The sequence below is a fragment of the Robbsia betulipollinis genome (genome assembly GCF_026624755.1).
Lineage (GTDB): Bacteria > Pseudomonadota > Gammaproteobacteria > Burkholderiales > Burkholderiaceae > Robbsia > Robbsia betulipollinis.
Map to the genome: position 1 here is coordinate 2,181,705 of NZ_JAPMXC010000001.1, position 14,431 is coordinate 2,196,135.

The 14,431-nt window shown below is 67.3% G+C and carries 11 protein-coding genes; 6 read left to right on the plus strand and 5 right to left on the minus strand.

From position 1 onward, the window contains the following. The first annotated feature begins 66 nt into the window (after positions 1-66). Both OVY01_RS09505 and OVY01_RS09510 read left to right on the plus strand, forming a co-directional pair. A complete protein-coding gene (locus OVY01_RS09505) occupies positions 67-1,764 on the plus strand; it encodes an NAD+ synthase (protein WP_267847205.1) in 1,698 nt (565 codons plus the stop codon). Positions 1,765-1,871: 107 nt separating this feature from the next. Then, a complete protein-coding gene (locus OVY01_RS09510) occupies positions 1,872-2,210 on the plus strand; it encodes a P-II family nitrogen regulator (protein ID WP_267847206.1) in 339 nt (112 codons plus the stop codon). A 58-nt stretch (positions 2,211-2,268) separates the two neighbouring features. Here the strand turns inward: OVY01_RS09510 and OVY01_RS09515 are convergent, their stop codons facing one another. Both OVY01_RS09515 and trxB read right to left on the minus strand, forming a co-directional pair. Next, entirely contained in the window at positions 2,269-2,979 is a 711-nt protein-coding gene (locus OVY01_RS09515) for a Smr/MutS family protein (protein ID WP_267847207.1), read from the minus strand. Positions 2,980-3,069: 90 nt separating this feature from the next. Further along, positions 3,070-4,044: a thioredoxin-disulfide reductase gene (trxB, locus tag OVY01_RS09520; RefSeq protein ID WP_267847208.1), complete on the minus strand. Its 975-nt coding sequence runs from the start codon at positions 4,042-4,044 to the stop codon at positions 3,070-3,072. A gap of 416 nt (positions 4,045-4,460) precedes the next feature. On the opposite strand from trxB, the gene OVY01_RS09525 reads away from it, so the two are divergent. The 3 genes from OVY01_RS09525 (at position 4,461) to OVY01_RS09535 (ending at position 9,077) form a co-directional block, all read left to right on the plus strand. Next, positions 4,461-6,983, plus strand: a complete 2,523-nt coding sequence (locus OVY01_RS09525) for a DNA translocase FtsK (protein ID WP_267847209.1) — start codon at positions 4,461-4,463, stop codon at positions 6,981-6,983. Positions 6,984-6,989: 6 nt separating this feature from the next. After that, positions 6,990-7,637, plus strand: coding sequence for an outer membrane lipoprotein chaperone LolA (gene lolA / locus OVY01_RS09530; RefSeq protein WP_267847210.1), 648 nt, complete (start codon positions 6,990-6,992; stop codon positions 7,635-7,637). Between the two features lie 72 nt (positions 7,638-7,709). Beyond that, positions 7,710-9,077 carry a replication-associated recombination protein A gene (locus tag OVY01_RS09535; RefSeq protein ID WP_267847211.1) on the plus strand — a complete coding sequence of 456 codons (1,368 nt, stop codon included), beginning with the start codon at positions 7,710-7,712 and terminating at the stop codon, positions 9,075-9,077. 62 nt (positions 9,078-9,139) lie between these two features. On the opposite strand, the gene OVY01_RS09540 is transcribed toward OVY01_RS09535, so the two are convergent. Genes OVY01_RS09540 through OVY01_RS09550 form a run of 3 tightly spaced genes read right to left on the minus strand, consistent with a single transcriptional unit; the run spans position 9,140 to position 13,589 of the window. Next, positions 9,140-10,609: an efflux transporter outer membrane subunit gene (locus OVY01_RS09540; protein ID WP_432422202.1), complete on the minus strand. Its 1,470-nt coding sequence runs from the start codon at positions 10,607-10,609 to the stop codon at positions 9,140-9,142. A gap of 12 nt (positions 10,610-10,621) precedes the next feature. Continuing rightward, complete coding sequence (locus OVY01_RS09545; RefSeq protein ID WP_267847212.1) at positions 10,622-12,214, minus strand: MDR family MFS transporter; 1,593 nt, start codon at positions 12,212-12,214, stop codon at positions 10,622-10,624. Next, on the minus strand, positions 12,207-13,589 hold the full coding sequence (locus OVY01_RS09550; RefSeq protein ID WP_267847213.1) for an HlyD family secretion protein: 1,383 nt from the start codon (positions 13,587-13,589) through the stop codon (positions 12,207-12,209). Before OVY01_RS09550 ends, OVY01_RS09545 begins: the two co-directional genes overlap by 8 nt. A gap of 103 nt (positions 13,590-13,692) precedes the next feature. On the opposite strand from OVY01_RS09550, the gene OVY01_RS09555 reads away from it, so the two are divergent. Then, the gene (locus OVY01_RS09555) at positions 13,693-14,406 is read left to right on the plus strand and encodes a CerR family C-terminal domain-containing protein (RefSeq protein ID WP_267847214.1); all 714 of its coding nucleotides are present in this window, start codon (positions 13,693-13,695) and stop codon (positions 14,404-14,406) included. Positions 14,407-14,431: the final 25 nt, after the last annotated feature.

Sequence of the window (14,431 nt, forward strand, 5' to 3'; positions counted from 1 at the left end):
CGATAATTGCCTGGAATCCGTCATCCTTCCCATGGCGCATCTCCGCGCTGCACTCCGTTCGAAGCCATGACCATCCGAATCGCGCTCGCGCAAATCAACACGACGGTCGGCGACTTCGCCGGCAATTCGCAGCGGCTCGTCGCCGCGGCGGCCGAAGCCCACGCGCTGGGCGCCCGCATCATGGTCGCCCCGGAGCTGGCACTGTCCGGCTATCCACCGGAGGACCTGCTGCTGCGGCCCGCTTTCTTCGCCGCCTCCGCCCGCGCGCTGACGGCGCTGTGCGAGGCCTTGCAACCGTTCGCCGGCCTGCACGTCATCGTCGGACATCCGTACCGCCGCAATGACGACGCAAACGCGCCGCTGGACCGGGCGCTGCCGCCGCGCGAGACGTTCAATGCCGCGTCGGTGATCGCGAACGGTGCGATCGTCGGCACCTATCTGAAGCAGGAACTGCCCAATGGCGAGGTGTTCGACGAGAAGCGGTATTTCGCCTCGGACCCGACGCCGTTCGTGTTCGACCTCGACGGCATGCGTTTCGGCGTGATCATCTGCGAGGACGTGTGGCACCGCAGCGCCGCGCTGCTCGCAAAAGCCGCGGGCGCCCAGGTGCTGCTCGTGCCGAACGCGTCGCCGTATCACGTGGAAAAAGGCGACGTGCGCCTGGGTATCGTGCGCAATCGCATCCGCGAAACCGGCTTGCCGGTGGTGTTCGTCAACGCCGTCGGCGGCCAGGACGAACTGGTGTTCGACGGCGGTTCCTTCGTCCTCGACGGTCATGGCGAGCAGGTCGCGCATCTGCCGCAGTTCGTCGAGCAGGTTGGCGTGGTCGAGTTCGACGCGGGGCGGAGCGCGACGCCGCGCGCGGCCCCCGGCACGACGCTGGCGCGACGCGAGTCGCCGGAAGCGCAGGTCTACCGGGCCCTGGTGCTGGGCGTGCGCGACTATATCGGCAAGAACGGCTTTCCGGGCGCGATCATCGGTTTGTCGGGTGGCGTCGATTCGGCGCTGGTGCTGGCGATCGCCTGCGACGCACTTGGCGCGGACCGGGTGCGCACCGTGATGATGCCCTCGCGCTACACGGCCGATATCTCGCTGACCGATGCGCAGGACATGGCCGCGCGCGTGGGGGTGCGCTACGACATCGTCGAGATCGCGCCGATGTTCGAGGCGTTCGGCGCCGCCCTCGCGCCGGAATTCGCCGGCCGCGCCGAGGATGCGACCGAGGAGAACATCCAGGCGCGCATTCGCGGCACGCTGCTCATGGCGCTATCGAACAAGTTCGGTTCGATCGTGCTGACCACGGGCAACAAGAGCGAGATGGCGGTGGGGTACTGCACGCTGTACGGCGACATGGCGGGCGGTTTCGCGGTGATCAAGGACATCGCCAAGACGCTCGTCTACCGCTTGTGCCGCTATCGCAACGGCACCGACATCCACGGCCCGCGCGACATCATCCCGGAAAGAATTTTGACACGGGCGCCCTCGGCCGAATTGCGCGAGAATCAGACCGATCAGGACAGTCTGCCGCCGTACGACACGCTCGACGCCATCATGCAGATGTATATGGAAGAGGACCGTTCGCCGGCGGAGATCGTCGCCGCGGGCTACGCGCCCGAGGATGTCGACCGGATCACGCGGTTGATCAAGATCAACGAGTACAAGCGCCGGCAGGCGCCGATCGGTGTGCGGGTCACCCCGCGCGCTTTCGGGCGCGACTGGCGCTACCCGGTGACGTCGCGCTATGTGGATCGCGTCAAGTCGTGATGCGGCCGAATGCGTCCCGACGCCGCGCCGGACCGTTCTGAACACGCCCGCAAGCCCGGCCCCGCATCCGCGTACGGTCTGGCCCGGCACCGCTTCGTGAGGACAGCATGAAACAGATTACCGCCATCATCAAACCGTTCAAGCTCGACGAGGTGCGCGAGGCGCTCGGCAGCGTCGGCGTGACGGGTCTGACCGTCACCGAGGTCAAGGGGTTCGGCAGGCAGAAAGGCCATACCGAGCTGTACCGCGGCGCCGAGTACGTCGTCGATTTCCTGCCGAAGAACAAGATCGAGGTGGTGGTGGCCGACGATCAGGCCGAGGCGGTGATCGAGGCGATCGTCGCGGCGGCGCGCACCGGCAAGATCGGCGACGGCAAGATCTTCGTCGCGAACGTCGAGCATGCCCGGCGCATACGGACCGGCGAGGAAAACGAGGAAGCGGTGTAAAGGACGGTACGGACGCCGGCGCTGCGCACGCTCTCCAATACGCTGCCCGGGACGGTTTTCAGGAGTGCCGCTGCGCCTGCAGCAGGACGACCACCGCGCCCGCGCCGCCGTCCTGGTCCCGCGCCTCGCAAAACGCCATGACCTCGTTCTTCTGCGCGAGCCAGGCGCGTACCTTGCCCTTCAACACAGGTTCGCGGTTGACCGATCCCAACCCCTTGCCGTGGATGACGCGCACGCAGCGCAGACCCCGTTTCGCGGTGTCGCGGATGAAGCCCGACATCGCCTCGCGCGCTTCGTCGGAGCGCAGGCCGTGCAGGTCGATCTGCGCCTGCACGACCCACGTGCCGCGGCGCAGCTTGCGCACCACGTCGCGGGCGACGCCGTCCCGCTTGAACGACAGCGTGTCGTCGATCTCCAGCATCGCGTCCGGATCGTAGGCATCGGACAGGGCTTCGCGCATGACCTCGCGCTCGTCGAGACGCGTCATCAGGGGCAGGGGCAGGGGGCGTGGCACCGGCGTCGATGCCCGGTTCGGCGCGGCCATCGGGATGATCGCGCCGACCGTGCGTCGAAACAGGTCGACATCGGCGGCGGCGGCGGCCGCCCGTTGCGCCGCCTCGCGCAGCAGACGCTCGCGTTCCTGTGCCTGGTCCGCCAGCGCACGGCGGAAGCCCGAGAGGTCCGCGAACGTGTCCGGGCCCGCCCGCGCCGCGTCGGGGGCGCCGGGGCGCGGGAGGATACGGCTGAGGGCGACGGGTTTTTTGGACATGCGGGAGCGGAAAACCAGCAGGGACCGGCGAGGAGCGGTCGTCCCGGCGGCGGGGGAGCGGCGTGCCCCCCGTCGCCGGGAACGGACGGTTTACCAGGCCTGCAGGCTTTCGGTCGCTTCCGGGTCTTCGAGGAAGCGCTGCGCATCCAGCGCCGCCATGCAGCCGGTGCCGGCGCTGGTCACCGCCTGGCGGTACACGTGGTCCTGCACGTCGCCCGCCGCGAACACGCCGCGCACGCTGGTGGCGGTGAAGTAGTTGCGCGTGTTCTTGCCGGTGACGATATAACCGTTTTCCATCGTCAGCTGATCGACGAAGAGGTCGGTATTCGGCTTGTGGCCGATCGCGACGAACAGGCCCTGCACGGCGAGATCGGTGCTGGTGCCGCCCTGCTGGCGTACCCGCAGCCCGCTCACGCCGGACGCATCGCCCAGAACTTCCTCGAGCGTGTGATCGAACAGGATCTCGACCTTGCCTTCGCGTTGCTTCTGCATCAGGCGGTCGACCAGGATCGGCTCGGCGCGGAACTTGTCGCGGCGATGGATCACGGTCACCTTGCGTGCGATGCCGGTTAGATAGAGCGCTTCCTCGACGGCCGTATTGCCGCCGCCGATCACCGCGACGTCCTGATTCTTGTAGAAGAAGCCGTCGCAGGTCGCACAGGCGGACACGCCCTTGCCCATGAAGGCGGTTTCCGATTCCAGTCCCAGGTACTGCGCCGAGGCGCCGGTCGCGATGATCAGCGTGTCGGCGGTGTATTCGCCCGAATCGCCGATCAGGCGGAACGGTCGCTCGTCGAGTTTCGCCGTATGGATGTGATCGAAAACGATCTCGGTATTGAAGCGCTCCGCGTGTTCGAGGAAACGCTGCATCAGTTCCGGTCCCTGGACACCGTTCTGATCGGCGGGCCAGTTCTCGACCTCGGTGGTGGTCATCAACTGGCCGCCCTGCGCCATGCCGGTCACCAGCAGCGGCGACAGATTGGCGCGTGCGGCGTAGACGGCGGCGGTGTAGCCGGCGGGGCCGGAACCGAGGATGAGAACCTTCGCGTGTTTCTTTTCCGACATGACATTATCCCATTGAGTGCATATGCGCCTGCCGTGCGGCGTCGAACGCCCGGCGCTCGCGACACCCGCTATGATACCCGCGGGCGTCGCGCCGCGTTTTGCACGGGGCGCGCCGTGCCGCTTTGCAACATACGTCGGCGGCGCGCCGTCCGGAAGTCGACAATATGTTACAAAACCGGCCCCCCGGGCGGTCTTTCTGCGGCCCCGGGCGGACCCAAACCCCGCCGCGCGGTTTAGAATGCCGGATCGACTACTCGGACGCCGGGCCCGCGCGTGCCGGCGTCGCCTCCGACCGGTGACCGCGATCCGGGCGCCCTGGGGCGCGTCACGGCGATGCGCTTCGCGACATGTCTTCGCCACGCCGCCATGTCGTCCCTCGCCCGGAAACCGGTTTCCACCGTCAGCACGATTGGACAATGGCGAAAACCACATTTTCACCCGCTGCACCGGCATTGCCGCACCGCATGTCGCGGCTTTTCACCGAAATCCGCTGGCTCGTCCAGGTCGCGATCTCGATCTTCCTGTTGCTGTCGCTGATCAGCTATGACCGGCACGATCCCGCCTGGACCCATTCCGCGCAGGTCGACCGCATCGCCAACTGGGGCGGGTTGACCGGCGCGCGGGTATCCGACATGCTGCTTCTGCTGTTCGGCGTCTCCGCGTACTGGCTGCTGCTGTTCGTCGCCCGTCACGTCGCGGCGAACTACCATCGGATAAGCGGTCACGCGCTGCCCGGCGGAGACGCGCCCGCGGCCCGGCATCGGGCCGGGGTCATCGCCGAATGTCTTTCGTTCGCGCTCGTCGTCGTCTCCAGCGTCGGGCTGGAATCGATGCGCATGTGGTCGCTGAAGATCCCGTTGCCGCTCGCACCGGGCGGTGTGCTCGGCGATCTGGTGGCGCGAGGGGTCGGCGGCGCGCTCGGTTTCACCGGCGGCACGCTGGCGTTGATGCTGTCGCTGGCGATCGGCCTGTCGCTGTTCTTCCAGTTCTCCTGGCTCGACGTGTGCGAGCGGGTGGGCGGGGCGATCATTTCCGGCGTCACGCTGGCGCGTCTGCGCCACGAGGCCGAGCGCGACCGCAAGGCGGGCGAGGCCGCGGCCGTACGGCGCGAGGACAAGGTCGAGCGCAGCCGCGCCCGGACGGAGGAGCAAGCGTCCGGGCAGCCGGCATCCGGGCAGCCGGCGTCCGGACGGCCCGCGGGCACGGCGGAGCGCGGCGCCGCGTTCGAGCGCACCGAACCGGTAGCGCATCCGGTGACGATCGAACGCCCGGCCCCGGCGACATCTCGCGTCGATGCCGGGGCTGCGGCGGCCGGTATCGCGGCGGTCGGTACCGCGGCCGCAGCCGGCACGCGCGCCGGCAACGGCGTGAGCGGCGCAGCGGCCGCAGCCGGCACGCCGGCGGAGGCGCTCACAGCAGGCGAGCGGCAGGCGCATCTGTTCCCCGACGCGCCAGGCGAAGGCAGCTTGCCGGCGCTCGGTCTGCTGGACCCGCCGCCGCAGCTCGTCGAGACCGTCTCCGACGAGACCCTCGAATACACGTCGCGCCTGATCGAGAAGAAGCTGAAGGATTTCGGCGTGGAAGCCAGCGTCGTGGCGGCGTACCCGGGGCCGGTCGTTACCCGCTACGAGATCGAGCCGGCGACGGGCGTCAAGGGCAGCCAGATCGTCAACCTGGCGAAGGACCTCGCGCGCGCGCTGTCGCTCGTGTCGATCCGCGTCGTCGAGACGATTCCGGGCAAGAACTACATGGCCCTCGAACTGCCGAACGCGCGCCGGCAGACGGTGCGGCTGTCCGAGATCCTCGGCGCCGACGTCTACACGCAGGCCGCGTCGCCGCTGACGATGGGACTCGGCAAGGACATCGGCGGCCAGCCGGTGGTCGCGGATCTTGCGAAGATGCCGCACCTGCTGGTGGCCGGCACCACGGGTTCGGGAAAATCGGTGGGCATCAACGCCATGATCCTGTCGCTGCTGTACAAGGCCAGCGCGGACCAGGTGCGCATGATCCTGATCGATCCGAAAATGCTCGAAATGAGCACCTATGAAGGCATTCCGCACCTGCTCTGCCCGGTGGTCACGGACATGAGCCAGGCCGGTCATGCGCTGAACTGGACCGTCGCGGAGATGGAGCGCCGCTACAAATTGCTGAGCAAGCTCGGCGTGCGCAACCTTGCCGGCTACAACGCGAAGATCGCCGAGGCCGACGCGCGTGGCGAGAAGCTGCCGAACCCGTTCTCGCTGACGCCGGAGGCGCCCGAGCCGCTGCATCACCTGCCGGCGATCGTCGTCGTCATCGACGAACTGGCCGACCTGATGATGGTGGTCGGCAAGAAGGTCGAGGAACTCATCGCGCGCATCGCGCAGAAGGCGCGCGCCGCCGGCATTCACCTGATTCTCGCCACGCAGCGCCCGTCGGTCGACGTCATCACGGGACTGATCAAGGCGAACGTACCCACGCGCATGGCCTTTCAGGTGTCGTCGAAGATCGACTCGCGCACGATCCTCGACCAGCAGGGCGCCGATACCCTGCTCGGCATGGGCGACATGCTGTATCTGCCGCCGGGTTCGGGCGTGCCGGTACGGGTGCACGGTGCCTTCGTCTCGGATGACGAAGTGCACCGCGTCGTCGAGAACCTGCGCGCGCAGGGCGAGCCGAACTACATCGACGGTATCCTGGAAGGCGGCGTGGCCGAAGGCGCCGAAGGCGAAGGCATGGGCGGCGGCGCGGCCGGCGAGAGCGATCCGCTGTACGATCAGGCGGTGGAGATCGTCGTCAAGAACCGGCGCGCGTCGATTTCGCTGGTGCAGCGGCATCTGCGTATCGGCTATAACCGCGCGGCGCGCCTGCTGGAACAAATGGAAAATTCGGGAATGGTCTCGCCGATGGGCTCGAACGGCAATCGCGAGATCCTGGTTCCCCATCGCGACACGGAGTAATGCACGATGAAGTTGAAGTTCATGCGGAAGTGCCTGTTGGCCCTGGCGTTGTCGGCGGGTGCCGCGTCGCAGGCGTTCGCGGGGGGGCTGGACGAGATGCACCAGTTCGTCTCGCAGGTCAAATCGGCGAGCGGGGATTTTTCCCAACGGCAGATGAAGCCGGTGAAGGGCCAGGTCGGCGCGCTGGAGCCCACGGGAACGTCGAGCGGCACATTCGCGTTCGCGCGCCCCGGCAAGTTCGTCTGGCTGTACCAGAAGCCCTACCAGCAATTGTTGCAGGCGGACGGGCAGACGCTCTATGTCTATGACAAGGATCTGAACCAGGTCACCGAGCGCCCGCTGGGCAATGCGCTGGGCGCGAGCCCGGCGGCGATCCTGTTCGGCAGCAATGATCTCGACAAGAACTTCACCGTCAAGGACGGCGGTACGAAGGAGGGCGTCGACTGGGTGGAACTGGTGCCCAAGGCGCAGGACACGCAGTTCAAGCGCATCGGCGTGGGCTTCAAGGCCGGCAACCTCGATTCGATGGAACTGTACGATGTCTTCGGCAATGTGACGCTGCTGTCGTTCCAGAACATCCAGAAGAACCCGGCGGCGACGGCGGACCGCTTCAAGTTCGTGGTGCCCAAAGGGGCGGACGTGATCAAGGGGTGATTCGCTCCCCGCGCGCTGCGCGCCAGTTCTTTTTCCCTGTCTCCTGGTCGTTTTCTTTCCCGCGGGCACGCGATGCCGGATCTATTCACGAATGAACCGCGGCGCCCCCTCGCGGAAGCGCTGCGCCCCGCCACGCTCGACGACGTCATCGGCCAGAGTCATCTGCTGGGCGAGGGCAAGCCGTTGCGGCTCGCCTTCGAGTCGGGCAAGCCGCATTCGATGATCCTGTGGGGGCCGCCCGGAGTGGGCAAGACCACCATCGCGCGGCTTACCGCCCACGCGTTCCAGTGCGAGTTCATCGCCTTGTCGGCGGTGCTCTCGGGCGTCAAGGACATCCGCGAATCGATGGAGCGCGCGCGCCAGACGCTGGACCAGAGCGGCCGGCACACCATCCTGTTCGTCGACGAGATTCACCGTTTCAACAAGGGGCAGCAGGACGCGTTGCTGCCTTTCGTCGAATCGGGACTGGTCACCTTCATCGGCGCGACCACCGAGAACCCGAGTTTCGAAGTGAACTCGGCGCTGCTCTCGCGCGCCCAGGTGTATGTGCTCAAGTCGCTGAGCGACGACGAGATGCGTCTGCTGCTGCAGCGCGCGCAGGCCGGCGCACCGTCTGATGCGCAGTCGGAGGCGCCGTCGAATGGGAAGGGCGCGCTCGCCGGGCTGACGTTCGACGACAAGGCGGTGGACACGCTGGTCGGCTATGCCGATGGCGACGCGCGGCGTTTCCTCAACCTGCTCGAGCAGACGCAGACCGCGGCGCAGGCGTCGGGGGTCGATGCGATCGACGCGGAATTCATCGGCAACGCGCTGACGCTGAACGCGCGGCGCTTCGACAAGGGCGGCGACAACTTCTACGACCAGATCTCCGCGCTGCACAAATCGGTGCGGGGATCGAGCCCGGACGGCGCGCTCTACTGGCTGTGCCGGATGCTCGACGGCGGCGCGGATCCCAAATACCTGGCGCGCCGTATCGTGCGCATGGCCTGGGAGGATATCGGCCTGGCCGACCCGCGCGCGCTGCAGATCGCCAACGATGCCGCCGAAACCTACGAACGGCTTGGCTCGCCGGAGGGCGAACTGGCGCTCGGGCAGGCGGTGATCTATCTGGCCAGCGCCGCGAAGAGCAATGCCGGCTACAACGCGTTCAACCGGGCGATGGCCTTCGTGCGCCAGGACAAGTCGCGCGAGGTGCCGGTGCATCTGCGCAACGCGCCGACCAAACTGATGAAGGAACTGGGCTACGGGCACGCGTACCGCTACGCGCACGACGAACCCGACGCGTATGCGGCCGGCGAGACCTATCTGCCAGACGGCATCGGCGAGCCGGGCTGGTACCGGCCGGTACCGCGCGGCCTCGAAGCGAAGATCGCGGAAAAGCTCGAATGGCTGCGCGGGCTGGACCGCAAGGCGCGGCGCGGGGAAGGCAAGGGCGACTGACGCCGTCGATGTCGACGGTCCGCGCGCCAGCGCTGCTGCGCGGCTGCGACCGCGCTTGCCGCCTACTTGCTCGCCGCCTCCCATCCCAGACCCAGACTCTTCTGGATCGACACGAAATCCTCCACCAGCTGCGCCTGACCGTTCAATGTGTTCTGTTGCGCGGAAAGGCGCGTGCGCTCGGTATCCAGCCAGTCGATCATGCTCGACGCACCCGCGCGATAACGCTGGTTCATCAGCGCCGCCGAGCGGTCGGCCGAGGCCTCCACGTCGCGCAGCTGCGCGACATTGTCGCGCTGGTGACCATAGTGCGACAGCGCGGTGTCCGCGTCGCGCAGCGCGCCCAGCACCGTGCCCTGGTAGTTCGCCACCGCCTCGTCGCGCTGCGCTTCGGCGTTGCGCACCGCGGCACGCGTGCGGCCGAAGTCGAACACATTCCAGCTCAGGTAGGGCACGCCGATCCATGAAGAATTGCTGCGGCGAAACAGGCCGCCCGGCGTGGACGCGCTGAAGCCCAGGTCGCCCAGCAGCGTCAGTTTCGGAAAATAATCGGCTTCGTTCTCGCCGATCTGCGCCGTCGAGGACGCCAGTTTGCGTTCGGCGGCGCGGATGTCCGGGCGGCGTTTCAACAACGCCGCAGGATCCCCGATCGCCACGGTGGCCGGCAGGGTCGGCAGCGGGCCGGCCTTGCTCAACCGTGCGTCGAGCGCGCCGGGTTCGAGTCCGCAGAGCACCGCCAGGCGGTCCAGCGATTCGCCGACGTCGGCATCGATCGGCGTGAGTGACGCGCGGGTCGTGCCCACCTGCGTGCGCGAGCGTTCGACGTCGGCGTCGCTTGCCGTGCCGCGCGCGCGGCGCTGTTGCGTGAGCGTGAGGATCTGCTCTTCGTATTCGGCCGATTGATGCGCGATCACCGCGCGTTGCTGCTGCGCGCGCAGTTCCACATAGGCTTGCGCGATCTCCGCGGCGAGCGACACGTGCGTATCGGCGAGGTTCGCCTCGACCGACTGCGCCTGCGCGCCGGCCGCCTCGATCGCCCGGCGGGTACCGCCGAAGAGATCGATTTCCCAGGTCGCGTCGAAACCCGCCGTATAAAGCTTCAGGGGTCCGCTGCCGAGCGTATCCAGTTCCGAGGGCCGTTGCGTGCGCAGCGCCGCGGCGTTGGCCGCCACCTTCGGCAGCGCATTGTCCTGCGCCTTGGTCAACGATGCGCGCGACGCCCGCAGACGCGCTTCCGCCGCCCGGATATCCGGATTGTTCGCCAGCGCCGTCTCGATCAGGCTGTCGAGCTCGGGGTCGCCCAGTTCCGTCCACCAGCGCGCGACGCCCGGTGCGGTCGATACGCCCTGTTCCGGCGTGCGCGCGAAGACGCCCGCGTGCAGGGTGTTCTGCGCGGTAGGCGGCGCGTCGTGATAGTTGGGCCCCAGGGTGCAGGCGCTCAGGGCCAGCACCATGCCGCAGACCGACAGGCGCGGTAGATGACGTGACAGGCCACGCACGCGGGAGTCGGAGGATACAGTAAGGAGATTCGACATCATGGTGTCCGATCAATGTCCCGACGAGACGGGGGCAGGGCCGCCAGGCTTGGGCGACTTCAGCAGCAGCGCGAGCGGAATGCAGACCAGCAAGGCCATGCCCAGCAGGTAGAAGGTTTGCGAGTAGGTGATGACCAGCGCCTGCACGTGAATCTGCTGGGCGAGCTGGCCGAGCGCCTGCATGTGGGCGTGGGTGGCGTCGCTGCCCTGCGCCATGAAGCTGGCGGTACTGTTGGCGATACGCTCGTTGGCGAGGATTCCGTTCGCGGTGACCGCCTCGCGCAGATTGTCGTCGTGCAGCGTCGTGCGCCGGTCGAGGAAAATGCCGACCAGCGCCAGACCCACCGAGCCGCCGAGGTTGCGCGCCATGTTGTACAGGCCCGACGCATCGCCCGCTTCCTCGGTGGACACGGCGGCCATCGATGCCTGGTTCAGCGGCAGCATCGCCAGCATCTGACCGACGCCGCGCATCAGTTGCGACCAGAGAAAATTGTGTCCGACGCTTTGCGCGGTCATGCTCGTATCGAGCATGCAGCTCATGCCGAACAGCACCAGACCGGCGATCACCATGACGCGCGCGTCGACCGTGCCCAGCAGACGTGGCAGGAGCGGCATCATCAAAAAGGCCGGCACGCCCGATAGCAGCAGCACAAAACCCGACTGCTCGGCGTTGTAGCCCGCGATATTGCTGAGAAACTGCGGCAGCAGATACGAGATGCAGTACAGTCCCATGCCCACCGCGAAGACGATGAAGATCACGCTCGCGTAACGGGCGTTGCGCAGCAGCGAGAGCCGCAGCATCGGTTTTTTCGCGACGAACTGGGAGATGGCGATCAGGATCATGCCGACGGCCGTCAGCACGGTGAGCCACACGATCATGCTGGACTCGAACCAGCGGTTGCGCTGGCCTTCCTCGAGCACCACGGTCAGGGAACTCAGACCCACCGCCAGCCCGACGATGCCCAGCCAGTCCGCCTTGATGAAGGTCGCCCACTGCGGTTTCTCCGCGTCGAGTCCGGCGAGCAGCAGGACCACGAGCGCCGCGCACACCGGCAGGTTGATGAAGAAGCACCAGGTCCAGCTGATGTTCTCCGCCAGCCAGCCGCCCACCACCGGGCCGAGCAGGGGGCCGATCAGCACGATCAGGCCGAAGATCGACATGCCCACCGGAAGCTGCTTGCGCGGCAGGCGCATGCGGATGATGGTCTGCGCGGTGGGGATCATCGCGCCGCCCGTGAAACCCTGGCCGATGCGTCCGGCGATGATCTCCGGCAGGTTGTGGGACAGGCCGCACAGCACCGAGAACACCGTGAAGAGCACGGCGGTGCTGACCAGGAAGTTGCGCAGGCCGAAGACGCGCGTGAGCCACGCGGCGAGCGGAATCATGACGATTTCCGACATCAGGTAGCCCGTCGAGATCCAGGTGCCCTCGCTGCCGGTCGCGCCGATCTCGCCCTGGATCTGGGGCAGGGCCGAGTTGGTGATCGAGATGTCGAGCGTGGCCATGAGCGCGCCGAGCGCGCCCGCGACCACCGCGATCCAGTCGCTGGTGCTGGCGCGCCGCTCGTCTTCCGGCACGGCGCTCGTGGCCTGGGAATCAGCCATGCGTCGGCTCGGTGGCGGAGGATCCCGGAGCTTGCGCGTCAGGCGACCCACTCGACCGGGACGCGGGCTGGCCCATCGATGCCGAAGCCGGCTGCGAGTTCGGCTCCGACGCCGCGCCGCCGTTGCGCGCCTCGTGCGTGCCCGTCGTGCTGTCGCTCGCGCCGCGCGTATCGACATCCACCGTCACCGACATGCCCGGCAGCAGCATGTTGCGCGTCTGCGCATCGGCGTCGACGCGAATGCGCACCGGCACCCGCTGCACGATCTTCGTGAAATTACCCGTCGCGTTCTCCGGCGGCAGCAGCGCGAATTCCGACCCGGTGCCCGGCGCGAAACTCTCGACCACGCCATGCAGGTCCTGATCGGGCAGGGCGTCGAGGTGCAGGGTCGCGGACTGACCGATCCGCATCCGGCCGATCTGCGTTTCCTTGAAATTGGCGACGAGGTAGATTTTCTGTACCGGCACCAGCGTCATCATCCGGGTGCCCGGCTGTACATACTGGCCGACGCGCACGGTGCGGTCGCCCACCCGCCCGTCGCGCGCGGCAACGACCACCGCGTCGTTGACATCGAGATGCGATGCGCGCGCGCTTGCTTCGCCCGCCTCGAGCTGGGCGCGCGCCTGCGCGATCTGCGCATTGATCGTCGCGATCTGCGCGGTCGCGGCCCGCACCGACGCCAGATTCGCCGCGTAGGTGGCGCGCGCCTGGTCACGGGTGCTGCGCAGGTCCGACACCTTCTCGCCGGTTTCCGCGCCGGTGGCCGCCAACGGCGCGTAGCGATCGTATTCCCGCGCCGCGTGGTCCGCGCTGATGCGCGCCGCGTCGGCCTGCGCCTTCGCCTGATCGATCGTCGCGTGCTGCTGTTTGATATCCGCCAGCGCGCGCGTGATGTCGGCGCGGCGCGCATCGATCGTCGCCTGCGACTGGTCCAGTGTCGCCTGATACTGGCGCGCATCGAGTTTCACCAGCGGCTGGCCGGCCTTCACCGTTTGATTGTCGCCGACATAAACATCCAGCACATAACCCGAGATCTTCGGCGCGATCGCCACGCTGTCCGCGCGCAAATAGGCGTCGTCGGTGTTTTCGATGAAGCGGCCCACCGTCCACCAGTGAAACAGCCAGACCAGGCCGGCGATCAACACCACCGCGCCGATCAGCAGCCAGATGACGAGGCGGCGGCGTTTCTGCTGCGGTGTGGCCTGCGGCTTCTTCTTTTCCTGACCGGCATCGGGCGACTTGCGTGTCGCGGCGCCTGTCGTCCCGGCGGCCTGTTGCGTCGGGTTCGCGTCCAGCCGCGCGTCGGTTGCGGCCGCGGGACGGGGCTGCAGGCTCGCTTCCTGGCCGGACGATGCCGGATTCATGCTAGTCGCCACGGCGGGCTCCCCAAAATATATTCCAATGGATATAATTATGCCGAATGGTATAGTTATATCAAGCGATATATTTCTAGTGTCGATTTGGCAACAGAGGATTTGAATGACAGAGGACAAGCGTCTGCGGCATCCCGCGGGCGGGGGTTACGCGCGCGGCGGGGAAACCCGCCAACGCATCATCGACGCCGCGATCGGCGTGTTCGGCGAGCGGGGATTCGATGCCGCCACCACACGCGAGATCGCGCAGCGCGCCGAGGTCAACCCACCCGCGCTCCAGTACTACTTCGAGAACAAGGAGGGGCTCTATCGCGCGTGCGTCGAGCATCTCGTCACCGAATCGTCGGCACGTTTCGATCCCGTGATCAGTCACGTCACGCAGTCCCTGGAAGACGGCGCGCAGGGTGACGCGGCGGTCGAGCTGTTCTGTCTGCTGCAGGACGCGATCATCGAGCACTTGCTGGGTTCGGGATCCGGGGACCGGCGCGGGCAGCACCTCTTCAAGCATCTCTTCATGGCCCGCGAGCAAAGCGGCCATGGGCCGGGGGGTGTCCTGGAAACACTGCCGCAGAAACCCGGCCTGCGGATCAATCAGGCGGGCACCGCGATCCTCGCGCGGCTGAGCGGCGGCGCGGCCGATGATCCGGAACTGAAGTTGCGGGCCATGATGCTGTTCGGTCAGGCCCTGGTCTTTCATTTCGCGCGTCCCGCGACGCTGGCGGTGCTGGGCTGGACAGATATCGACGCGGAGAGGGTACGGTTGCTCAAGCACACCGTCCGCGAACAGACGAAGGCGGTGCTGAGCGCCCGCGTGCGTTAGAATCTCGGATTCCATCGCCGCCACC

Bases quoted from the DNA above. Each gene is read 5' to 3' on its own strand.
- OVY01_RS09505 (WP_267847205.1), top strand. From the start codon at position 67: ATGACCATCCGAATCGCGCTCGCGCAAATCAACACGACGGTCGGCGAC.
- OVY01_RS09510 (WP_267847206.1), top strand. From the start codon at position 1,872: ATGAAACAGATTACCGCCATCATCAAACCGTTCAAGCTCGACGAGGTG.
- OVY01_RS09515 (WP_267847207.1), bottom strand. From the start codon at position 2,979: ATGTCCAAAAAACCCGTCGCCCTCAGCCGTATCCTCCCGCGCCCCGGC.
- trxB (WP_267847208.1), bottom strand. From the start codon at position 4,044: ATGTCGGAAAAGAAACACGCGAAGGTTCTCATCCTCGGTTCCGGCCCC.
- OVY01_RS09525 (WP_267847209.1), top strand. From the start codon at position 4,461: ATGGCGAAAACCACATTTTCACCCGCTGCACCGGCATTGCCGCACCGC.
- lolA (WP_267847210.1), top strand. From the start codon at position 6,990: ATGAAGTTGAAGTTCATGCGGAAGTGCCTGTTGGCCCTGGCGTTGTCG.
- OVY01_RS09535 (WP_267847211.1), top strand. From the start codon at position 7,710: ATGCCGGATCTATTCACGAATGAACCGCGGCGCCCCCTCGCGGAAGCG.
- OVY01_RS09540 (WP_432422202.1), bottom strand. From the start codon at position 10,609: ATGTCGAATCTCCTTACTGTATCCTCCGACTCCCGCGTGCGTGGCCTG.
- OVY01_RS09545 (WP_267847212.1), bottom strand. From the start codon at position 12,214: ATGGCTGATTCCCAGGCCACGAGCGCCGTGCCGGAAGACGAGCGGCGC.
- OVY01_RS09555 (WP_267847214.1), top strand. From the start codon at position 13,693: ATGACAGAGGACAAGCGTCTGCGGCATCCCGCGGGCGGGGGTTACGCG.